The organism is Robbsia sp. KACC 23696, from assembly GCF_039852015.1.
GTDB lineage: Bacteria > Pseudomonadota > Gammaproteobacteria > Burkholderiales > Burkholderiaceae > Robbsia.
In genome coordinates this window covers 734,395-757,059 of the sequence record NZ_CP156628.1, presented here as the reverse complement: position 1 = coordinate 757,059, position 22,665 = coordinate 734,395, and the positions used below count along the sequence as shown (strand labels likewise).

The following is a 22,665-nucleotide window of genomic DNA, read 5'->3' as shown; positions in this document are numbered from 1 at the left end:
ATTTGTCTCATTGAAAAATCACCCTAGCGTCACCCAGGTCAGTCCATGGAAGCCTTGCAACGAACCTCACCGCCGCTGCCGTTCAACGAAGCCGAGCGCCTGCGCGCGGTGTTGGACAGCTGCATTCTCGATACGCCGCAGGATCCGGCATTCGATGCGGTTGTGCACGCGGCATCGATGCTGGTGCGCACGCCCATCGCGGGCGTCTCTTTGATGGATCAGCATCGGCAGTGGTTCAAAGCGTCGGTTGGCCTCGACGAATCGGCGACGGCGCGTGAGGATGCGTTTTGCGCCTACGCCATCTTGCAACGCGAACCGTTGATCGTCCCGGATGCGCGCGGCGATGCGCGCTTCGCGACGAATCGCCTCGTGGTCGCGGCGCCCGGCGTTTGTTTCTATGCTGGCGTGCCCGTTCGCAGCGACGACGGCCTGCCCTTGGGCACGTTGTTTGTCGCGGATGTCGTGCCGCGTAGCGATGTCGATGCGGAGATGATCGATCGCCTGAAAGCGCTCGCGGAGACCGTCGAAGCGTTGATCCGACTCTCGCGCTCTACGCATTACGTCGACCGCACATCGGGTCTTCCCAATGAGCGGCGTTTTCATGAAAACGCTGCTGCCTTGCGCGAGTCCGTGCTGCTGGCGGGCGAGGGCGCCGATATCGACGCCGCGTCCGATGCGGACGCGGACGGCATCACATCGCCGTTGGGCTGGATGGGGCAAGCGATGGCGTCGACTTTCGGCGGTGTCGCGGCGGACGCGCAAGTGTGCGGCGTCCATTGGGCCGTCTGTGTCGAGGCGGTTTCGTCGGCGCAAGCGGACGACTGGGTGAAGCAGGGAAAAGCGTCGCGCATCGATCAGCAGATCGAAGCGATTGCAACGTGGTTACGCTCGGCCGCCGCGACGCGCGATGGCGTGTATCGGATTTCGGCGCGCCATCTCGCCTTTTTCCTGGCCATGCCGCGTGCAGGTGTCGCGCGGGTGGTGGGCGGGCTGGCCCGTGACCTCGCGCCGCTCGTCGGCTATGCCGCCGACGTCGGCAATGGACCGCTGCAGGGCGGCGCCTCGCGAGAGTCGCATCGGTTTGCCGCGCAGGGCGATGCCTTGACATGCGAGACCGAGACCGGAGAAGTCTGCGTCGGAACGTCCCAGGTCGTGGCAATGGACGTGGCGGCATGTGCGCATGTCGCCGATCTGGTTACCGCATTGATGGCGCCACGCCAACCGATGTCCGCGCCCCTGCGTCGTGCCGTGCCTGCGTTGCCGCGCGGGTCCGAACGTCGCATCGGTCGGACCGCGCTGCACGTTGCGGGGCGACCGGTCGGGCGCATGCCGGGGGCACTCGCCGACGCGGAAAACGCGCCGGCCGACGCGCTTCGCGAGGCGCCGTTCAAGGGGCTTCACGCCGTGCCGACCGCAAAGACGGCGGCGCCTGACATGGACGATGCCAAGCCGACGCGTCTAGCCTATGATCCCGCACGGGATGGTTGCCAGATGCGTGTCAATTTATCGGCGGCGTTCGCGGAAGGGTTCGATGTGACCGTGCCCGACTATGGCACCGTCGGCGACGTCGTCAGCTTGCGGGGCGCCGGCTTGGGCGACGGCGCGGCGATCGGTCGCGATTGGCGCAGCGCGACGGCCCAGGCGTCCTCGGCCTCGCCCGTGCCGCTCGACGTCGCGCAGCGTCTATCCTTGCTCGATTGGTTTTCTCGCTGGTGGACGGTGGAGCGGCGCCAGACGGCACGCCTGCAATTGCGCGGCGGCATGGCCTTGCTCGATCAAGCGCCCCGGCCCTGGTTGGACGCCTTGTTGCACGTCGGTCTGCTGCCGGCGCAATTGGAAGTGGCCGTACCCCTTGCGGCCTTGCGCGAGCAGTTTTCCGCGACGCAGCGTCGTATTCGCGTGTGGCGCGAGGCCGGCATCGGCGTGGTCATCACCGGATTCGGTGCCGGCTTCGACACCGTCCGCTGGTTGCCGAATTTGCCGCTCACTGGCGTCAGTTTCGATCCGCGAGTGATCGACACCGTGCGCGACATGCCGAAGCACGCGCGCGTCGTGCAGCGCCTGGTGTCGTTGGCGCACGCCCTCGGTATGCGGGTCAGCGTCGACGGCCTGCAAAGCGAGGAAACGCTGCGTGTCGCGCGGGGCCTCGGTATCGACGAAGGCTGCGGTGACGCCGCTGCCAAGGTCTTTGAAATGCGCGCCGATGCCGGTGTCGCGCGCCGGATAGGACGCACGGTCGATCAGACCGATTCCACGCGTGCTGCTAACGCGAAAGGCGCCAATGCGATGGCGCAGTGCCAACACGGCGAAGGCTGTACCGCCGGCTGTATTCCGCTCCGTTCCGCCACGGGTGATTCGATCACGCGTGCTTCCATGTATCCTCGATTCAGATTCCAGTCATGAACGTGATCTCGATGTTTCGCCAGGTATGTAACCGCCTCACCGGACAACGGTCGCTCGATGACTTGACCGGTCAGGTGGCCGCCATCGACAAGTCGCAGTCGGTCGTCGAATTCTCGCTGGACGGGCGGATTCTGGACGCCAATGAAAATTTCTGCCGTCTCAGCGGTTACTCGCGCAAGTTTCTGATCGGCAAGCATCATCGGATATTGGTCGAGCCGTCGATGCGGCAGAGCGAGGCGTACCGACAATTCTGGGACGTGCTCGGGCGCGGCGAGTTTCACGCCGGCATCTATAAGCGCGTAGCGGCCAACGGTCGCGAAATGTGGCTTCAAGCAACGTACAACCCGCTCCTCGATACCTACGGCCGCCCGTTCAAGGTGGTCAAATATGCCACCGACGTCACGGAAGAGCGTCAGCGTACCGTCGAAATGGATGGCGAGATGGCGGCAATTCGAAAGGCGCAATTGGTGGCGGAATTCGATCTCGCGGGCAATGTCCTGTCGGCCAACGATAACTTTCTGCAGCTGTTCGGATATCGCATCGAGGAACTGGAAGGCACGCACCACTGTCGCTTTATCGCGCCCGCGGATCGCGTCGGGGCGGACGGTAAGACGTTCTGGGAGAAGCTGAGCCGCGGCGAATACGATGCGGGATGCTATCCGCGCGTCTCAAAGTCGGGCCGCACCGTCTGGCTGCAAGCAACCTACAATCCGATCTTCGATGCCGAAGGGCGCCCGTTCAAGGTGGTCAAGTACGCGACCGACGTCACCGAGCAAACGATGGCCGCGCGCTCGCTGCAAGACGCGGTGGCGAAGTTGTCCGCCGCGCTGCGCACCAGTGCCGCGAATGCGCAGGAAGCGAGCGATATGGCGCACGGTGCATCGGAAGTCGCCTTGCGCGGCGGTCAGGTGATGGACGAAGTGATTGCGTCGATGCGTGAGATGAAGGCGCGAGCGGAAGCCATTTCGTCGATTGTCGATGTCATCGACGACATTGCATTCCAGACGAATTTGCTGGCCTTGAATGCGTCGGTCGAGGCGGCGTGGGCCGGCGAGCAGGGCAAGAACTTCGCGATTGTCGCCAACGAAGTCCGTGCACTGGCGCAGCGCAGCGCGGATTCCGCGAAGGATGCGCGCGATCGCATCGACAGCTCGGTCGATCAGGTCAGTGCCAATGCACAACTGGTGACGGTGGCGGGGCAAGCGATGTTCGACATCGTCGGATCGGTCGACCGCGTCAACGGCAAGCTTGGTGATATCCGCACGGCGGCTCTCGCGCATTCCGCCGGCGCGCACGCGATTCGTGAGGTTGTGGCCCGGCTGCCGCAGGCGAAACGCGACTACGCGGCTTGAACGATCACCTCGCCGATAAAGCGCATCCGTCGTTCCGTCCGCACGATTTCCGGTAAGCTGTCGAATCGATGATGGATGGTCCGGAAATCAGGACGCGAGTGAATATGCGATTGATCGTTGGGATAACCGGTGCAACAGGCGCACCGGTCGCCGTAAAAGTGTTGGAAGCGCTACAGGTGCTGGGTGTGGAAACGCATCTGGTCATGTCGCAATGGGGGCATGTGACCTTGCGAACCGAGTGCGGCGAAACGGTACCTGACGTCAAGGCGCTTGCGAGCACCGTCCACGATGCGCGCAACCTCGCGGCGCCGATGTCGAGCGGCTCCTTTAAACACGATGGCATGTTGGTCGTGCCTTGCAGCATGAAAACGCTGGCGTCGATCCGCATCGGTCTGTCCGATAATCTGATCGCCCGCGCCGCCGACGTCACGTTGAAGGAGCGTCGCAAATTGGTGCTGGCGGTCCGCGAGACGCCATTCAATTCCATTCATCTCGAGAACATGTTGTCGCTGTCGAATCTCGGCGTGACGATTTTCCCGATGGTGCCCGCCTATTATCTTCGTCCCACCACGATGGACGAGGCGAACACGCAAATGGCGGCGCGCCTCCTCGATCAATTCGGCCTCGAGCATCCGAGCGTGCGCCGCTGGGAAGGCCTGCGCGCCGACGCGGGCGATGGCAACGGCAACTAAGCCCCCGATATCTGCCCGGCTTCGTTTTTCTCCTGTAAGCGCGCAGCAGACTCGTCGCCGCGCCTTACATAAGAGAGTTTTATCGAAACGATAACTCTCCATTAGTTCCCGTGCGAGCGGAACTAGCCTAACCTTGTACGATCCACTGCGCCGGCGGCCCCTGACCTGCGGGGCCGCGGCGGATCTGTTAGGCAATCCACTCTTATGAATCAGACATTGACCCATCCGCTGCCGAGCCATCACCGGGCGTGGACCTGGGTAAGGAACGGCGCGCCGCGTACCTTGACCTTGCAGCGCATGGCGCTGCCAACGCCGGCAAACGGGCAAGTCTTGGTGCGCAATGCGGTGATCGGCTTGAATCCGGTCGACTGGAAGCTGATCGAAAGCGCGCCGGAAGGGTGGCGCGAGGGCCATATTCCTGGCGTCGATGCCGCCGGCGACGTCGTGTCCGTCGGCGCAGACGTTTCGGCGGCCTGGATAGGACGCCGCGTCGCGTATCACACGAACTTGCAAAAGCCGGGGAGTTTCGCGGAATTCACTGCCGTGGATGCGCGCGCGCTGCTGCGTGTGCCCGATGCCGTCGACTTCGAGATGGCGGCCAGCGTCCCTTGTTCCGCGTTGACGGCTTTTCTGGCCATCGAAAAGGTGCCGGTGCAACGCGACCAGCCGGTGTTGATCTCCGGCGCCGGCGGCGCCGTTGGCAACTATCTGGTGCAATTCGCCGCGATGCGCGGCTTCATCGTCACGGCGATGGCGCATCCCCGACACTGGGATCGTCTGCGGACACTCGGTGCGGCCGCCTGTCTGGCCTCCCCGGCCGAGGACGCACCGCTGCAGACCGGCCAGCAGCGTTTCCATGCGGTGATCGACAGCGTGAACGCGGAACACGCGGCGCGTATGGCGGACAGCTTGCTTGCGAACGGTCACCTCGTCTGCATCCAGGGACGCCCCGCCGAATGGGTCTGTCCGCCATTCGGACGCACGCTGTCGATGCATGAAGTGGCATTGGGCGCATTGCATGTCTACGGCGACGACGAAGCATGGTCGCGCCTCGTTGCCGCCGGCGAACAGATGCTGCAGCAGATCGCCGCCGGCGTGTTGTCGCCCGAAGCCCGCGTGGTACGGCCTTTCGATGTGCTGCCGCAATGCTTGGAAGATCTGCGAAACCGCCAGTTCTCCGGCAAGGCCTTGGTGCGTGTGCGGCCGGAAGCAAACGATCCGCCACATGGCCTGCCTGCTTGAGCACGTCAGAGTAAGCACGTCGGCGCGCATTACGCGCAGCGCCAATACACTCACCTGGCCCGTCGGTAATCCGTCGGGCCGTATCGATCAGGAGTCGATATGTCCGCTTTATTCACGTCGTTCAGCCTCAAAGACGTCACGTTGCGCAACCGCATCGCCGTACCGCCGATGTGTCAGTACAGCGCTGTGGACGGGATGACCGGCGATTGGCACCACACCCACTATCAGTCGCTGGCACGCGGCGGTGCCGGGCTCGTGATCGTCGAGGCAACGGCCGTTTCGCCGGAAGGTCGTATCACGCCGGGATGTACCGGATTGTGGAGCGATGCGCACATTCCCGGCTTGGCGCGTATCGCTGCCGCGATCAAGGGGGCCGGTGCGGTTCCGGGTATCCAGATCGGTCATGCGGGTCGGAAAGCCAGCGCCAACGTGCCGTGGGAAGGCGATGACCACATTCCGGCGGGCGCGCCGAATGGCTGGCAACCGATCGCGCCGTCGGCGATCGCATTTGGCGGCGGCTTGTCGCGCGTCCCGGAAGCGATGACGCTCGACGATATTGCGCGCGTCAAAGCGGACTTCGTCGCCGCGGCCCGTCGTGCGCGCACGGCCGGCTTCGAGTGGCTCGAATTGCACTTCGCACACGGCTATCTGGCGCAAAGCTTCTTCTCCGCCTATAGCAACCAACGGAACGACCAATATGGAGGCAGCGTCGATAATCGGGGGCGCTTCCTGTTGGAAACCTTGGCTGCCGTGCGGGAAGTATGGCCGGAGCATCTGCCCTTGACCGCCCGTTTCGGCGTGATCGAATACGATGGACGCGACGAGGAAACGCTGGCCGAGTCTATCGCCTTGATCAAGAAAATGCGGACAGGAGGACTCGACCTCCTCAATGTGAGCATCAATTTCGTGATCCCCGGTGGCAAGGTGCCATGGGGCACGCAGGCTTTCTTGGCACCTGTCGCACAGCGTGTTCGCGACGAGGCCGGTATTCCGGTTGCATCGGGCTGGTGTATCGATGACCCGCATACCGCGGAGCGCGTGGTGGCCGACAAGCAGATGGATCTCGTCATGATCGCGCGCGCCCATCTGGCCGACCCGCATTACCCCTATCAAATCGCCTTGGCACTTGGCGAATCCGAACCGTCGACCGTGCTCCCGACGCAATACAGCTATTGGCTGTCGCGCTATAAGGGCCCGGGCAAGGCATCGGCGCAGTAAATGGAGGCGGTGTGCGCCGCCGCGCCACGACCGCGGCGCCGGCTTTTCATGGAGTGCCTCGAATGACGAAACACGTACGGCGTGAATTTCTCAAAATGGCCGGTTTTGCAGGGCTGTCCATCGCAGCCGGCAGCGCCGTCGCGTCGAGCGGACCGTTGCCGTTGAAGGTGGCGGCAAGATCGCCATGGATGGCCAATCAGGTTGCGTTGACGCGCAACAACACGCTTTTCCTTGGCTTGCCGCGCTATGCACGTGACACGGCAACGCCGTCTTTAGCGCGACGCGATCGCGACGGCGCGCTGTCCGCGTTTCCAGGAAATGCCTGGAACGACTGGAAGCCCGGCGACGATGGACGCATGGCGTTCGTGTACCTGAATTCGGTGCATATCTTCGCCGACGATAGCGTGTGGTGCGTCGATCAAGGCAGCCTGAGTCCGGGGGTTTTTCCAGGTATCAATGAAACGCTGGCCTTCGATGCGCAAAAGCTGATTCAACTCGATCCGATATCGGGCAACGTGCTCACGGTGCTCCGGTTCGACGAGTCGATTTTGCCGCCCGGCGCGCAGATGAACGATTTGCGGTTTCACGGTACGACGATGTACATCAGCGATTCCGGCCTTGGCGGCATCATCGTGCATGACAGGAAGACCGGAACGACGCGGCGACGCCTGTCGGGCCAAACGGTGACGAAGGCGTCACTGACGCATGTCCCCGAGATACTTGCGCACATCAAAGGCAATGCGGTCTTCCACCCGCCCAACAGCGATTTGCTCGAAATCACGGCGGATGGACAGTGGCTTTATTGGGCCGCGCCAACCGGACCGTTTTACCGGATACGAACACGGTTCCTGAACGACGCGCGTCTGTCCGATGCGGACCTGGCGGCGCATGTGGAACGGGTCTACGAAAATGCGTTTTCCGGCGGATGCGCGATGGACTCGCTCGGCAATGTCTATTTTTGCGAGACCGTCACGCATCACATCACCGTGCTTTCGCCGACGGGGCGCACGGCCATCATCGCTTCCGACCCTGCGCTGATCAGACCCGATGGCGCGTTTATCGGTGCCGACAGGCGTCTTTACATTCCGGTGAAGCGGCCGTTGCCACCAAGCGGGAGGGACGCTGCGGATGCCGTGGCCAATCCTTTCGCGATCTACGCGATCGACCTGCCCAAGCATTTCGACGGCATCGCATTGGGCGACGCGGTCACAGGACGGTGAGCGATGACGGCCTCGCCGTCGTCATTGCCTTCCAACGCTTGCCGCCGCGAATTACGCGCTCGCCCGAAACGCGTCCAGTGCATCGCGGTTGATGTCGATCCCCAGCCCCGGGCCTGCCGGAATCGCCAGGCCGCCGCGGGTGTGCACCAATGGCTGGGTCAGGATGGCATGCCGAATCGGATGTTCCGTCTGATCCAGTTCCAGAATCGGTGCCTGTGACGATAGCGCGGTGGGCGTATGCGTCGGGAGCGTCGCCATCAGTTGCAACGACGCGGCAATACCGATCCCGGTGCCCCATACATGCGGGTTATAGCGGATGCCGAACGTCGCCGCCATATCGGCGATTTTTTTGCATTCGGTAATGCCGCCCGCCGCACAGGTATCGGGTTGCACGATGTCGAGTGCATGACCGACGAAGACATCGCGGAATCCGAAACGGGTAAATTCACACTCGCCGCCCGCGATCGGGATCGACAGGGCAGCCTTCACCGATCGATAGCCGTGCAGGTCTTCCGGCGGCACCGGCTCCTCGAACCAGGCGATGTTCTGGTCTTCCACAGCGCGACCCAGTTGAATCGCCGCGACTGCATCGTAGGCATGGTTCGCATCGATCATCAGGCCGATATCCGGACCGATGGCGGCCCGTACGGCGCGCACCGCGGCGATGTCATCGGCGATACCGAAGCCCACTTTCAATTTCACCGCGTGAAAGCCCTCTTCGACATAGCCTACAGCTTCTTCCGTCAGATAATCGAGCGGATTGCCCTGCTTGCGGCGATACAAGCCGGTGGCGTAGCATTGCACGGCAGTCCGCACCGGGCCGCCGAGCAGGTCGTAGATCGGCACTTGGAAATGCTTGCCCTTTACGTCCCATAAAGCGATATCGATGCCGCTCAGCGCCTCGATCAGCAGTCCTTTTTGACCATGATCGCGCAAATCCGCGTAGATTTGCTGCCAGATCCGTTCCGTATGCAATGGATTGGCGCCGATCAACCAAGGTTTCATGGCCTGGACGATCGCTTGCGTCATGCGGGCCGGGCCGTAGCATTCGCCCCATCCCGTCACGCCGGTATCGGTGGTGATCTCGACGAGCATGGCCGTGCGCGACGCGTACCACGCGCGCGAATAGGCGAAGGGCTCCGACAACGGGGCTTCCAGCAAGTGCGTGCGTACTTCGGTAATGCGCATTCTGCGTCTCCTGCAAGATAAAACACGATGCGCGGCGCCGCCTCAGCCCATCGCCGGTCCGAGCCGGCTTGCGATGGCGCGGCAGGCGGCGAGCAGCGGTTCGGTGTAACGCCGGTGGTCGCTCGCCTCGTGTCGGTAGGTCGGCATGCTGATACTGACGCAGCCGATGGTGCGGTTGTCGCTGCCGCGTATGGGGGCGCCGTAACAGAAAATCGCGATTTCGTTTTCCTCGCGGTCTTCCGCATAGCCGCGCTCGCGCGTCAGCAACAGATCCTGGCGAAGCAACGCGACATCCATCAACGTATGGGGCGTGTAGCGCTGAAAAACGGCTTTGGCGAGAAGCGCATCGCGTTCCGCACTGTCGAGGGTCGAAAGATAGGCCTTCCCGACCGAACTCGAGACCATCGACACGCGCGTGCCAATGCGCGATGCCATGCGTACCGCATGCGGGCTTTCGAGTTTTTCGATATACACCATTCCGAGATCGCTGGGGACCGCCAGATGGACCGTCTCGGCAGTGTGATCGCGTAGCGCAATCAAAGCATCGACGGCGGCGACGCGCAGATCGGAGCGCTCCCAACTGCGACTGGCCAGGCTGATCAGGCGCGTCCCTAACTTGAAGCTATTGCCATTCGGCGTCGGCTCGACCATGCCTTCCGCCTGCAGCGCCGAGACGATGCGATGCACGGTGGTTCTGGGATAGCCGCTCGCGGACGTCAGCCGTGCGATGGTGGCGGGTTCCTCGGCGTCCGCGATCAACTGGAGCACGGCGATGAATTTCGAGAAAGCGGCGGCGCCGGCAACCCCTTTCTGGTCGGCGGCGTGAGGAGGAGAGGGTTCGAATTCGGAGGTCGACATCGTTGGTGCGGAGCATCCCGGAAGCAAAAGCGATAAGCGCATTGTACTGGCCTCGCATCCGCGACCGTCTTTAACGGGTAGATCGCTGAATGCCCGTCGCCCCGATGCCGCGGGACGGAGCGCCGGCCGCGGCGTTTCCTCCCTTACGCCACCAGATAGCCGCCGTCGACGGGCATGATCGCGGCGGTCATGAAGGCGGCTGCCGGCGTGCAGAGGAAGACGGCTGCTTGCGCGACTTCCTCGGGTTTGCCCCAGCGTCCGAGCGGCGTGCGGGCGAGGATCTCCTTTGACCGACCGTCGTTGTCCTGGAGCGCCTGCGTCAATGGTGTCGCGATCCAGCCCGGCGCGATGGCGTTGACGCGAATCCCGTCCGCGGCATAGGCGATCGCCAGCGACTTCGTCAGCTGCGCGATGGCGCCCTTGCTGGCGCTGTAGGCCGGCACCAGGCCGCCCCCGAAAAAGCTGAGCATCGATGCGGTATTGACAATGCATCCCGACGAGGCGGCAAGCAGCGCGCGCGCTTCGGTGCATACGCGCATCGTCCCGTTCAGATTGATGTCGAGCACATCCTGGAAGACCTCGATTTTGTGTTCCTCGATGCGGCGGATCACCCCGGCGCAGTTGACGAGGATGTCGAGCTGCTCGAAGGGCTTGAGGACCTCCGTCACGCTCGCGCTGGACCGGACATCCAAGCGGCGCTGTTCGACGCCGGCGTCCAGCGGGTCGGGTACATCGGATGGCAAGGGCAGGCCGGCAGCCACGACGGTAGCGCCGAGCTGTGACAATGCGTTTGCGATTGCTGCACCGATTCCGGAAAGCCCGCCCGTGACCAGGGCGACCTTGCCTTGCAGAAGATTGTCTTGAAAAGTCATGTCGAATTTCGCTTCAGGTATTGGACGGTTGCGTGTCGAGAGGGGCCGCCGACTTCGCAGGCGCCACCTCCCGTACGACGAAGAGATAAACCAAGGCAGCGGCAAAGGCGATCGCCGCACTGATCAACAGCGCATTGACGAAGGAATGCGTTTGATCGACGACGATGCCGGTGATGACGGGCGCAAACGACCCGCCCAGATAGCCACCGAAGTTCTGCAGGCTGCCGAGCGAGGCCACCAGATGCCGGGGTGCGGCAACGCTCACGAGCGCCCACGCGCTGCCGCTGGCGAGATTGACGAAAAACATCGCCAGCGAGATATAGGTAATCGCCAGCGCCGTGCTCGGTGTGAATGCCGCTGGAATCGTGAAAGCCGCTGCGCCGATCAGGCCGATGCAGACCGGCCATTTCCGACTACGAATTGGTGCCATGCCACGGCGCAACAGATAGTCGGCGATGTGGCCGCTGCCGCCCATGCCCAAGGTGCCGAAAATATAGGGAATGGCGACGAGCCAGCCGGTATGGGCGATGCTGATATGGCGCTCCGTTTCCAGATAGCCGGGCAGCCAGGTCAGATAGAGCCAGACCATATAGATGACGCCCATGAAGCCGAAAATCATGCCCCAGGTATTCGGCAGTTTGAACAGGCCGCCCCATTCGGCAAAACTCAGGCCGGCGCCGCGGCTTTCCTGAACGGCATCGTTCTGGTCGAGATAGCGCACCTCGTCGTCGGTCAACGTCACTTCACCGCGATTGCGATAAATCAGGTACCACCCGATCGCCACGAGGATGCCCAGCACGCCCATGACGATGAACATCGTGCGCCAGCCTAGCGACAACATGATCACGGTCAGAAGGGGCGGGGCGATCATCGGCGCGATCGTCGACGAGGCGATAAAGGTCCCGGTCGGGCCACCGCGTTCATGAACGGAAAACCATTCGTTGACGACTTTCGCGCCGGCAGGAAACAACGGGGCTTCCGCTGCACCCAAGACCACGCGCGCGACGATGAAATGATTCAAGGTCTGAATGAAACCGCCGGCCAATTGCGCGACGGACCATACCAACATCCCGAGCCCGAGCATCACGCGCGAGCCGAAGCGGTCGAGCAGCGCGCCCACCGGCAATTGCGCAAACGCATAGGCCAGGGAGAATGCCGATAACAGCAAGCCGATCTGGGCGCCGGACAAATGGAGCTCCTGGCTGACCGAGTGATTGGCGATCGAAAGTGTCGAGCGGTCAAGATAATTCACTACGCCGGCAACCGTCAAAAATAGGACGGCAATCCGTTGCGTGTGTTTCAGACGCGCCGATTTGGGCTGCATAGATGTCTCCTCTGGCGGCCAGCGAGCGGCCGCTTTTCTTGTTTTTGTATCGTCGACCAGGCGAGGGCCCTGTCCAGGATGGGCGCACCGTGGCGTAAGGCCCGCCTGGATTCAGCGAATGAACTGGTCGACGTAATCTTCTCCGAGACCGACGGCCGCGTAATGCTTTCGGCACATGTCGATCTTCGTGAACACGTCTTCGTAACCGGTGTAATTGCCGAATGGGTCGCAATAGAACATCACGCCGTTGACCTGGAAATACGTAATCATTTCCTCCACGTCCTCGGGCACGTAGAGGGTATGCGTTTCGCCCGGCGGCTCGTAGACATAGCTGCCTTCGGTTGCAGTCCAATCATGCTCAAGGTATTTCCATCGCCCCTTCAGGACCATGCCATGGACCCCTTGCGGATGCCGATGTCGGCTCAAGACGCCGGATTTCCGGACGCGAAGCAGATTCATCCAGTAGCCTTGCGAGGCATTCAGGCAGAGCGGGCGGAACGACACGTTCTCCGCCTGTGGCACCCAGATCCGTTCATCGGTCGGAATGGCGAACGGCACGACCACCTCCTTCGCTGCTTCCTTCGGAAAGGGCAGTTGATAGGGGGTCATGGGCGGATAGGTGTTTTGGATATCGGGCATCGTCGAGAACTCTGTATATAACCACATTGTGGACATTCAATCCATATTGTGGTTTATTTTGAGATATCGAACATCCAGCCGTCAATCCTGGGGTTTTCACTGAGAACCGTGCATGCGGGGGTAACTCCCAATACGGGGCCGCCGCACAATTCGGTTAGTCTAGCGCCAAACTGATATATTAGTTTTCGTGAATAAGGACGTTTTTACTGCGTTCGGATCTCGCCGCGCGATAAAAGCGGCGATGTCATTGCCCGAGGGCAAACGATGCGCTGCCGGTACGACAACAAAAACGGTGGGAAGACGACGCGGTGCACGATATACGATACAAACGGCCGGCCCGTAGGCGATGGATTATCGGGGTCTTTCTCGGTCTCGGGATCATGGTCAATTACATCGACCGGATTACCTTATCGATTGCGGCCCCCCAGCTGTCCGACGCGTTTCACTTAAGCGCCGGGGAAATGGGCATTCTGTTCAGCGCGTTTTCCTGGACCTATGCGCTGTTGCAAATTCCTGCCGGCATGGTGCTCGATCGGTTCGGCGTCACCCGCGTGGGGCGCTGGGGGACCGCGCTGTGGGCGCTGGCCTCCGCGGCGACGGCGATGACGACCGGGTTTGTCGGATTGTTGTCCGCCCGCCTGATGCTGGGTGTGGCAGAGGCCCCAGGACTGTCGCTTAGCGCGAAGGCAACCGGCTATTGGTTTCCGCGCAAGGAACGGGCGCTGGCGACCGCGATATTCGACGCCTCGGCCAAGTTTGCGAATGTGATCGGCGTACCCCTCATCGCCATTGCAGTGGTGTCCCTGGGCTGGCGCTGGGGCTTCGGCATTTCCGCCGTGCTGAGCCTTCTCTATTTCGTCGGTTTCTTCGCGCTGTATCGCGATCCCACCGCGGACAAGCGCCTCGATCCGGCGGAACTGGCCTATATACAGGATGGGGGGAGCGCACCCGAAGGGGAGGCCACGGCGGACGCGGCCGGCATGCTCGGGTATCTGCTGACCAACGTCAAGGTTTGGGGGCTCACCATTGGCTATGTCGCGTACGACTATGCCTTCTACCTGTTCCTGACCTGGCTGCCGAGCTATCTGGTGCAGACAATGCATATGAGCATCATGAAGTCCGCGGCATTCACCGTCATTCCGTGGGGTTTTGCGACGCTGACCGATACCTTGATAGGCGGCTGGCTCATCGATCACCTGATCGGACGCGGCCGCGATGAGAGTCGCGTACGCAAGGCCATTCTGGTGCTGGGTCTCGTCATGGCGCTTGCCGTGATCGGCGTCACGCAGACGACGGATCCGATCTGGGCGATCGTCTGGATCACGATTTCGCTTGGTGGTTTGTCGATCGCCGGTCCGGTGACATGGTCGATGCCTTCATTGATTGCGCCGAAGGGCGGCGTCGGCACCGTGGCCGGCATCATGAATTGCGTCGGGAACGTCGCCGGTGCGGTGGCGCCGATCGCGACCGGTTTCATCGTCGGCGCGACGCATTCCTTTTCCTACGCATTCTGGGTGGCGGGCACCATCATCGTGATCGGCATTCTGTCGATCCTATTCGTGATGGGGCCGGTCGAAGCGGTGCCCGAGCCGAGGAAGAAGTCTGTGCAAACGGGCGATATCGCGGCGTAACCGCGGAGCCGCGTAAGCAGGTCAGCGGCGCGGGCGGCCGTGCCCCGTGACCTGGTGTCAGGGCGCGCGTCGGTCGGTGCTGGCGCCGGCGCGGCGCTGTCGCACGATATGGGATGCCGCATCACCGCGCGCGCATTGGCTGGCGCGGATATAGGACTCCTCGGTGCTGCGAATATGGATGGACAATTCCTTGCTCGCCTCTGCGATATCGCCACCGCGGATCAGCGCGACGATGGTCGAGTGCGTCTGATGGCACAGGTCGGTTTTGGTGTCGTCCTTGTCGAGTCGGGAGCGTAGCGCATTGATCTTGTCCGAGATCAGTCGGTATGACGCCTGCAGGTAAGGGTTTCCGCTGCAATCCAAGATCGCCCCATGGAAGGCGGCGTCATGATGATTTTGCGGATGCGTGGCCGCATTTTCCGCCGCCGATCCGCCCGCAGCACCAACCTCGTCGTCGGCCGTCAACGTTTCCTCGAGTCGGCGCACCAGCGCGGCGCTGTCTCGCAATACCGCGAAGCGCAATGCGGCGGTCTCGATGACTTCACGAAACCGGCAGATTTCCCGGACTTGGTCGTCCGTCGGCTGAAACACGAAAGTCCCGCTTTGCGGCTGTACGTCGACTAGGCCCTCATGCTTCAGCTGTAGCAAGGCTTCCCGGACGGGCGTCTTGCTGACGCCGAGCCGATTCGCCAGGACGCTCTCCGACAACTGGCTTCCAAAGGAAAATTCTCCGGCGACAATCGCCTCGCGGATATGCGTTTTAGCGGTTGTCGTCAGGGATTGCGGGCGTTCCAGTTTTGTCTCGGTACTCATGGGCAGGTCATGTGGGCGCGGACACCCAGCTTTGGCGATTCATAGCAGAAATATACCATGCCTCTCTTGCACGAAAGTTAATTGGTATCTAAGATATGAGTTAGCGAATCCAAACGACGTCGCTTTAGCGGCGCACCCGTCCCTTGGGGCGGTATAACGGAGACAAGTTTGATGAAGGAACGTAAGAGGTGCCTGGCTCGGGCGGTGGCGTGCGTTGCCTTGGCATGCGGTTTTTCCGGTGTCATGGCGCAGACGAACGCGGCGCCGATCGCACAAACCGTCGCCGAGTGGAATCGCTTGCCGTTCGTTTTCGACGATGCGAACGCCGCCCAGCGATACGACAGCGAGCAGCTGTATAAAAAAGTGCTTCTGCAGGGCGTCAAGCTCGATTCGCAAGGCAATATCTATGTCACGACTGCCCGATGGGGCGGTACGGACGTTCCGGCCACGCTGTCGAAACTGGTGCGCAAGGATGGCAATTGGGTTTTGCAACCCTATCCCAGTGCGGCAATGAACAAGGTTGGCGATCCGCATGCGCTGCAGTCGGTGCTGGGTTTCGAGATAGACCGCAACGACGTGATGTGGATCCTCGACCAGGGGCATATCGCCGGCGCACCCTCCACGCAAGGTGCCGAGAAGCTGGTTTTGTGGGACATAAAGCACAATCGCGAAATCCAGCGTCATGACTTCACCGATGCCGAGACCGATAAGAAGTGTTCGTTCCTGAACGATGTCGCGGTCGACAACGATAGCGGGTTCGCCTATATCACCGACTCCGGCATTCTCTGCGACCCCTTGCATGGTGGACTGATCGTCTACGATCAGAAACACAATACGGCGCGTCGGATTCTCGATCAAACGGTCTTCACCAATGATGAAGCCGGGTTCACTTTCCGGATCGATAACCAACAGGTCCTGCCGAAGACCCCGATGCGCACCGGCGCCGACGGTATCGCGCTTTCCGGTGACAAGCGGACGCTCTACTGGACCAACTTATCGGGACACGCGCTGTATTCGATCGATACGGCGCTGCTCCGCGATTTTCATTCCACTCCGACCACGCTGCAGACCGCTATCAAGCGTGTCGCGACGCTGCCGTCGAACACCGACGGTATGACGGCCAATCGGCACGGTCAGATCTATATGACGGCGCTGGAACACAACGGCTTGATGCGGTTCGACGAAAAAACCGGACGCATATCGACCGTCATCAGCGATCCCGATATGGTCTGGCCCGACACGCTTGCGTGGGGCCCGGACGGCGATCTGTATTTCGTCACGGGGCACCTGAACCTATGGGTTGCCAACGAAATGGATTTCGACCATCCGAGCGTGCCTAATTTCAGGATATGGAAGATCAAAGCGGACGGACCGAGTTACACCGCGAAGTGATTTTCCTTTAACTAACAGAGGTAATGGCCGTGGAACGCGCAGCGCGAAAAAAAGTCGTCGTGATCGACGACGGTTATGGATCGTATGACATCGAGCGTCGCATACTCGACGCAGCAGGCGCGGACGTCGTCGTCTCGCCGTGCGAGGGCGATGCGGCGGCGGTGTTGGATGCCACGCGGGATGCATCGGCGGTGCTGGTCCGTGAGTCACCGATACGCGCGGACGCGATCGGCGCGATGCAACGCTGCGAGGTGATCGTTCGCTATGGCATCGGCGTGGATAACGTCGATATGCAGGCGGCGCGCGAGCGTCGCATCTATGTCGCGAATGTCCCCGATTATGGGATCGAAGAGGTCAGCGATCAGGCAGTCGCGATGCTGCTCGCCATCGCGCGGCGTGTCGTGCCGCGGGACGCCGCCGTACGGCAGGGGGCGTGGAATGTGTCGCGTCAGGAAAAAATGTATCGCATTGCCGGGCGGTCACTCGGTTTGGTGGGCTACGGCCGGATCGCCCGCAAGGTCGAACAGAAGATGCGGGGCTTCGGTGTGACGCGCGTGCTGGCATACGACCCCTTCATTCGCCCCGCGGATCGTTCGGTCGATGTCGAATTCGTGGATCTCGATCGTCTCTGCGCTGAAAGCGATTACGTCTCCGTTCATTCGCCATTGACGCCCCAGACGCGCGGCATGTTGGATGCGCGGACGCTGGGATTGATGCAGCCGACCACGATCCTGGTCAACACGGCGCGAGGGGGACTGCTCGACGAAGCGGCATTGATGACGATGCTGCGCGAAGGACGTTTGTTCGGTGCCGGCCTGGACGTTTTCGAGACAGAACCGCCGCTTCCGGGAAGCGCGGTATTGTCCTGCCCCAATCTGATCGTGTCCGACCATACCGCCTGGTATTCAGAAGCGTCGGTGGCGGAGTTGCAGGAGAAAGCCGCAAACGAAGTGCTTCGCGTATTCCAGCAAGACGTGCCGCGGAACTGGTTGAATCGCTGGGATTGATGCATTAAGAATGAAGGATCAGTGTTTTCGAGTTGAAATAATTAGGTATACATAACAGTTGTAATAAACGGAGATTACGCATGGACATGCAGGCATTGCTGGATGGATTCGATAAGGTCGCAACGGCATCCGTGGCGGACGCCGTCGATCAGATTTGCGGTACGCGTGGCTTCATGGATCAAAGCATCAAGCCACGGATCAATGAAAAACGCATCGTCGGGCCGGCCGTGACAGTGCTCGAAGGGCCGACGTACGAGAAGGTGCCTCCGCAACACGCACTGGATGTCATCGACGAAGCCGCGCCGGGCAGTGTGCTGGTCATCGCAATCGCGGGAGAACTGAACGTGGCGGTGTGGGGTGGCTTGATGACGGCGGGCGCGGTGGCAAATGGCCATGCCGGAGCCATTCTTGACGGCGGCGTTCGCGACATCACGGAAATCCGCCGTGATTACGGGTTTCCGATCTACGCCCGCTCGATCTCGCCGGGAACGACGGTGGGGCGTTATGCCACGTTGGCTGCCAACGTACCGGTCGAGTGTGGCGGCGTGAAGGTCTCTCCCGGCGACATTATCGTCGCCGATATCGATGGCGTCGTCTCCGTTCCCCACGCGCACGCAGAGGCCGTATTGGCACTCGCACAGGAGATCGATTCACGAGAATTGGAGCAGGCCCAGTTGATTCTTCGAGAAAAGTCCCTGCGAAAAGGGCTTGCCAAGTATGGGCGGATCTAATATGCACGGGCTGATCGTGTCGATCGGGGAGCCGATGATTGAGTTCAATCAAGATCGGAGCGACCCCACGCATTATCTACAGGGCTATGGCGGCGACACCTCGAATTTTTGCGTCGCCGTCGCGCGGCAGGGTGGCAAAGTCGCCTTTGTCACGCGACTCGGCGACGATGGATTCGGCCGCCAGTTCTTGAAACTGTGGGAACGTGAGGGGGTGGATGTCAGTGGCGTGAGCACGGACGGGCGTGCGCCGACGGCTGTGTATTTCGTCACGCACAGCGATACCGGCCATGCGTTCAGTTATCTCCGCGCCGGGTCGGCCGCCGCGGGGCTCGCGCCCGCGAACCTGCCGACGTCGTTGCTGGAGAAGGCGAACTATCTGCACGTATCGGGGATCACGCAGGCCATCAGCGTGACGGCCTGCGATGCCGTCTTTGCCGCGATCGCGCAAGTTCGCGGCCAGGGTGGTCGCGTTTTCTATGATCCCAACTTCCGGCCGGCACTGTGGCCGCTGGCGCGTGCACGGGCGATCGTCGATGCCACCCTTCGCGATGTCGATGTGCTGATGCCGAGTCTGGAAGATGCGCAAGCGCTGACGGGCTTGGTTGAGCCGGACGCGATCGTCGACCACTACCTCGCGCGTGGCGTGGCGACGGTCTGCTTGAAACTGGGTGCGCGCGGCGTGTTGTTGGCGCACGCGGGAGTTCGTACGCGCCTCGAAGGGCATACGGTGAAGAGCGTCGATGCAACGGGGGCAGGGGATTGCTTCGATGGTTCGTTCATGGCGCGCATCGCCGCCGGCGATTCGCCGGAAGCCGCGGCGCGCTATGCCAATGCCGCCGCGGCGTTGGCCACGACTGGGTTCGGCGCGGTCGCGCCGATTCCGACACCCGACGCGGTAGCGGCCTTGCTGTAGCAAGCCGATAGGCGGGGGCGTGCTGCCTGACGCTTCGCCAGGCAGCCGGCAGGGCATCATAAAAGCGCAATGCGCACCGGAGGAGACAGCAGCATGGACGCGGATCTGACACTCGAAAAACGGGTAATGAAGAAAGTCATGCTACGACTTTTGCCATTACTGATTTTGCTTTATTTCTTCGCCTTTCTCGACCGGGTCAATGTCGGATTCGCGGCACTGACGATGAACAAGGCGATCGGCCTGACACCCTATCTGTATGGATGGGGCGCGGGCATCTTCTTTATCGGATATTTCCTCTTCGAAGTTCCCAGCAATTTGGCATTGTCGAAACTCGGTGCGCGTATCTGGATCGCGCGCATCTTGATGACGTGGGGCGTCCTCTCGGCGCTCGGCGCGTTCGTGATCGGACCCAAAACCTTCATCGCCTTGCGCTTTGTCTTGGGCGCGGCGGAAGCGGGGTTTTTCCCCGGGGTGATCTTGTATCTGACCTTTTGGTTTCCAAAGCGTTACCGCGCGCGCGTGGTCGCCTATTTCATGCTTGCCAATCCCATTTCCACCGCATTGGGCTCTCTCGTGTCCGGCGCGTTGTTGAAGCTGGACGGCGCCATGGGCATCGCCGGTTGGCAATGGCTGTTTGTGCTGGAGGGCTTGCCATCGATTGCCCTCGGCTTTGTGGCGCTCCGATTCCTGACCGACAGACCGAGCGCGGCGCGCTGGCTGAATGATCAGGAGCGCCTTTGGCTGGCACAGCGGATGGAAGGCGAGGCGGCCCTGGCACCCCGTCAGCCCGGGCGACTGGTCGACATCCTGTTCAACCGCTATGTCCTGATTTTCGGCTTGATCTACTTCCTGATCGTGACCGTGAATAACGGCATGGTGTTGTGGCAGCCGCAGATAATCCGTGCGACAGGTATTCCGGAAGGATGGATTGGCCTCGTGAACGCGATTCCCTTTTCTGTCGGGGCGTTGGCGATGGTGTTCTGGGGGCGTCGGGCCGACCGGACCGGTGGTTATCATGGCCATCTCGCCGTTGCGTGCTTTGTCGCGTGTGCGGGGCTGGTCCTGGCCGCCTTGTCGCCTACCGGGCCATGGGCCTTTGCGGGCCTCGTGATTGCCGCAATCGGCGGATATTGCGTGCTTCCCGCCTTCTGGGCATTGCCAACGTCGATGTTGCAAGGGACCGCGGCCGCGGCCGGCTATGCCTTCGTCAATTCCTTGGGCAATCTCGGCGGCTTTGCCGGCCCCTATATCCTTGGCTATGTGCGCTCGTCGACGCCGAGCTATACGGTCGGGATCGGTATCTTTGCCGTCGCCGCGCTACTCGCGGGCCTGATCGCGTTGCTGATCAGCGAGCGGGGTGCGCGCGTGCCGACAGGCAAGCCGCAGCGCGATACGGCGTAGTGTTTGCGCCGGGCTTTAGGATTCGCCGTAAGGCGCGACGCGGCCGCCCGGCCCCTGACGAACGCGCCACCAGGCCAGCGACAAGACAAGAAACCAGAGCGGTGTTGCGCAGAGCGCCGCGCGCGTATCGGCGCGCTGCCACAACATCAGCAGGATCGCCGCGAAGAAAATCAACACGATCACACACATTGGTCTTCCGCCCGGCATCTTATAGGCGGAGGCGAGATGTTGTGCGGGGCGGGTACGCCGATAGCGCAGATAGCTGAGCAGGATCATGGTCCAGACGAACATGAATAGCAGCGCGGATACCGTGGTCACCAAGGTGAAGACGGTCATCACGTCGGGGATCCAGTAGATCAGCGCGACGGCGAACAGCAGGCAGACGCAGGAAAATTGCAAGCCGCGGCTGGGCACCCCGCTTTTGGAGAGCCGGGTCAGCACGCTCGGCGCCTGTCCGCGCAGACCGAGCCCATAGAGCATACGGCTTGTCGAGAAGATGCCGCTGTTTGCCGATGAGGCCGCCGACGACAGCACGACGAAATTGATGAGGCCGGCGGCGGCCGGAATGCCGGCGAGCGCGAACAGGGCGACAAAAGGACTGCGATCGGGCGAGACGCTGGACCATGGCGTCACCGCCATAATGGCAAGCAAGGCGCCCACGTAGAAGATCAGGATGCGGATCGGAATCGCATTGATCGCGCGTGGCAAGGTACGACGCGGGTCATGGGTTTCCGCCGCCGCCGTCCCCACCAGTTCGATGCCGACGAAGGCGAACACGGCAATCTGAAACCCGGCGAAGAAGCCGGACAGACCGTGGGGGAACATACCGCCGTCTTGCCACCAATGGGCGATCGATGCCGGCGGCGATCCCGGGACCGCGAAGCCGGTTGCCACCATCACCGCGCCGGCCGCGATCAAGGCCAGGATCGTGACGATCTTGACCATCGCGAACCAGAACTCCATCTCACCGAACAGCGCAACGTGGACCAGGTTCAGGCACAACAGCAGGGCGATGCAAGCAAGCGCCGGGATCCAGGCCGGCAGATCGGGCAGCCAAAATTGCGTATAAGCGGCGATCGCGACGACATCGGCGGTGCCGGTCACGACCCAACATAGCCAGTACGTCCAGCCGACAAAGAATGCCGCACCCGGCCCCAGCAGATCACCGCAGAAATCCGTGAAGGATTTGTAGGCGAGGTTCGATAGCAGTAACTCGCCGAGCGCCCGCATGACGAAAAAAAGCACGATGCCGATCGTCAGATAGACGAACACGATCGACGGACCCGCCAAGGCGATCGTCTTACCGGACCCCATGAACAGGCCGGTGCCGATCGCGCCGCCGATCGCGATCAATTGCAGATGCCTACCGCGCAAACCCCGCTGGAGGTGCGACGAATTGTCTCGGGTCGCCTCCGGGTCCGCAGACATGCAGGCGGCATGAAGCGCATCGGTTTTGCCGGCGTGTGACCCTGCCGTAGGAGGCGCGGTAGCGCGCTCGGGAGGACCGAAGGGGGGAGTCGGTTTCGTCATGGTCGATCAGAGGTCCGGGTCAAATGAAACACGGCGCGCAGCCGCGCGCTCTGGCTGGCGCACTGTATCGCTCTGCATCGCTCCGACCTGGTGCGACATCGGCTGATGACCCCGCTGCCGCGACGACCGTCGCTAGCGGGAAAACGCGCCGTCCCGGCCTCCTTTGGGGCGCCGGGCCTTGCCTGGCGGGGCCTCCAGCGGAAGGACCGCGTTAAGACGCGAGGGATTCGATCGCCCGA

Annotated in this window: 19 protein-coding genes; 12 read left to right on the top strand and 7 right to left on the bottom strand. The window is 61.9% G+C overall.

Annotated elements, in window-relative coordinates:
- Positions 1–45 precede the first annotated feature (45 nt).
- From ABEG21_RS24575 to ABEG21_RS24550, 6 genes are all read left to right on the top strand, one after another.
- Complete coding sequence (locus tag ABEG21_RS24575) at positions 46–2,403, top strand: EAL domain-containing protein (protein WP_347558221.1); 2,358 nt, start codon at positions 46–48, stop codon at positions 2,401–2,403.
- Positions 2,400–3,755, top strand: coding sequence for a PAS domain-containing methyl-accepting chemotaxis protein (locus ABEG21_RS24570; protein WP_347558220.1), 1,356 nt, complete (start codon positions 2,400–2,402; stop codon positions 3,753–3,755). Before ABEG21_RS24575 ends, ABEG21_RS24570 begins: the two co-directional genes overlap by 4 nt.
- A 104-nt stretch (positions 3,756–3,859) precedes the next feature.
- Complete coding sequence (locus tag ABEG21_RS24565; RefSeq protein WP_347558219.1) at positions 3,860–4,447, top strand: UbiX family flavin prenyltransferase; 588 nt, start codon at positions 3,860–3,862, stop codon at positions 4,445–4,447.
- Positions 4,448–4,651: 204 nt separating this feature from the next.
- On the top strand, positions 4,652–5,689 hold the full coding sequence (locus tag ABEG21_RS24560) for a zinc-binding dehydrogenase (RefSeq protein ID WP_347558218.1): 1,038 nt from the start codon (positions 4,652–4,654) through the stop codon (positions 5,687–5,689).
- A gap of 99 nt (positions 5,690–5,788) precedes the next feature.
- Positions 5,789–6,907 (top strand): NADH:flavin oxidoreductase/NADH oxidase, encoded by a 1,119-nt coding sequence (locus ABEG21_RS24555; RefSeq protein WP_347558217.1) that lies wholly within the window; start codon positions 5,789–5,791, stop codon positions 6,905–6,907.
- Positions 6,908–6,969: 62 nt separating this feature from the next.
- Positions 6,970–8,127 (top strand): hypothetical protein, encoded by a 1,158-nt coding sequence (locus ABEG21_RS24550; protein ID WP_347558216.1) that lies wholly within the window; start codon positions 6,970–6,972, stop codon positions 8,125–8,127.
- A 51-nt stretch (positions 8,128–8,178) separates the two neighbouring features.
- Here ABEG21_RS24550 and ABEG21_RS24545 read toward each other — a convergent pair whose 3' ends face one another.
- From ABEG21_RS24545 to ABEG21_RS24525, 5 genes are all read right to left on the bottom strand, one after another.
- A complete protein-coding gene (locus ABEG21_RS24545) occupies positions 8,179–9,315 on the bottom strand; it encodes a mandelate racemase/muconate lactonizing enzyme family protein (protein ID WP_347558215.1) in 1,137 nt (378 codons plus the stop codon).
- A 42-nt stretch (positions 9,316–9,357) separates the two neighbouring features.
- Complete coding sequence (locus ABEG21_RS24540; protein ID WP_347558214.1) at positions 9,358–10,173, bottom strand: IclR family transcriptional regulator; 816 nt, start codon at positions 10,171–10,173, stop codon at positions 9,358–9,360.
- Between the two features lie 143 nt (positions 10,174–10,316).
- Positions 10,317–11,045, bottom strand: coding sequence for an SDR family oxidoreductase (locus ABEG21_RS24535; protein ID WP_347558213.1), 729 nt, complete (start codon positions 11,043–11,045; stop codon positions 10,317–10,319).
- A 13-nt stretch (positions 11,046–11,058) separates the two neighbouring features.
- Positions 11,059–12,369, bottom strand: a complete 1,311-nt coding sequence (locus ABEG21_RS24530; protein WP_347558212.1) for an MFS transporter — start codon at positions 12,367–12,369, stop codon at positions 11,059–11,061.
- Between the two features lie 111 nt (positions 12,370–12,480).
- Positions 12,481–13,008, bottom strand: a complete 528-nt coding sequence (locus tag ABEG21_RS24525; protein ID WP_347558211.1) for a 2,4'-dihydroxyacetophenone dioxygenase family protein — start codon at positions 13,006–13,008, stop codon at positions 12,481–12,483.
- A 380-nt stretch (positions 13,009–13,388) separates the two neighbouring features.
- On the opposite strand from ABEG21_RS24525, the gene ABEG21_RS24520 reads away from it, so the two are divergent.
- Positions 13,389–14,639: an MFS transporter gene (locus ABEG21_RS24520; RefSeq protein WP_347558210.1), complete on the top strand. Its 1,251-nt coding sequence runs from the start codon at positions 13,389–13,391 to the stop codon at positions 14,637–14,639.
- Positions 14,640–14,696: 57 nt separating this feature from the next.
- Here ABEG21_RS24520 and ABEG21_RS24515 read toward each other — a convergent pair whose 3' ends face one another.
- Complete coding sequence (locus tag ABEG21_RS24515) at positions 14,697–15,452, bottom strand: GntR family transcriptional regulator (RefSeq protein ID WP_347558209.1); 756 nt, start codon at positions 15,450–15,452, stop codon at positions 14,697–14,699.
- 171 nt (positions 15,453–15,623) lie between these two features.
- Here ABEG21_RS24515 and ABEG21_RS24510 point away from each other — a divergent pair, with 171 nt between their 5' ends.
- From ABEG21_RS24510 to ABEG21_RS24490, 5 genes are all read left to right on the top strand, one after another.
- Positions 15,624–16,844 (top strand): L-dopachrome tautomerase-related protein, encoded by a 1,221-nt coding sequence (locus tag ABEG21_RS24510; RefSeq protein WP_347558208.1) that lies wholly within the window; start codon positions 15,624–15,626, stop codon positions 16,842–16,844.
- A 29-nt stretch (positions 16,845–16,873) separates the two neighbouring features.
- Positions 16,874–17,851 (top strand): C-terminal binding protein, encoded by a 978-nt coding sequence (locus ABEG21_RS24505; RefSeq protein WP_347558207.1) that lies wholly within the window; start codon positions 16,874–16,876, stop codon positions 17,849–17,851.
- A gap of 80 nt (positions 17,852–17,931) precedes the next feature.
- Complete coding sequence (locus tag ABEG21_RS24500; RefSeq protein WP_347558206.1) at positions 17,932–18,582, top strand: RraA family protein; 651 nt, start codon at positions 17,932–17,934, stop codon at positions 18,580–18,582.
- A 1-nt stretch (position 18,583) separates the two neighbouring features.
- A complete protein-coding gene (locus ABEG21_RS24495; protein WP_347558205.1) occupies positions 18,584–19,495 on the top strand; it encodes a sugar kinase in 912 nt (303 codons plus the stop codon).
- A 93-nt stretch (positions 19,496–19,588) separates the two neighbouring features.
- Positions 19,589–20,896: an MFS transporter gene (locus ABEG21_RS24490; RefSeq protein WP_347558204.1), complete on the top strand. Its 1,308-nt coding sequence runs from the start codon at positions 19,589–19,591 to the stop codon at positions 20,894–20,896.
- Positions 20,897–20,911: 15 nt separating this feature from the next.
- Here ABEG21_RS24490 and cycA read toward each other — a convergent pair whose 3' ends face one another.
- Positions 20,912–22,324 (bottom strand): D-serine/D-alanine/glycine transporter, encoded by a 1,413-nt coding sequence (gene cycA / locus ABEG21_RS24485; protein ID WP_347559085.1) that lies wholly within the window; start codon positions 22,322–22,324, stop codon positions 20,912–20,914.
- Between the last annotated feature and the right edge of the window lie 341 nt (positions 22,325–22,665).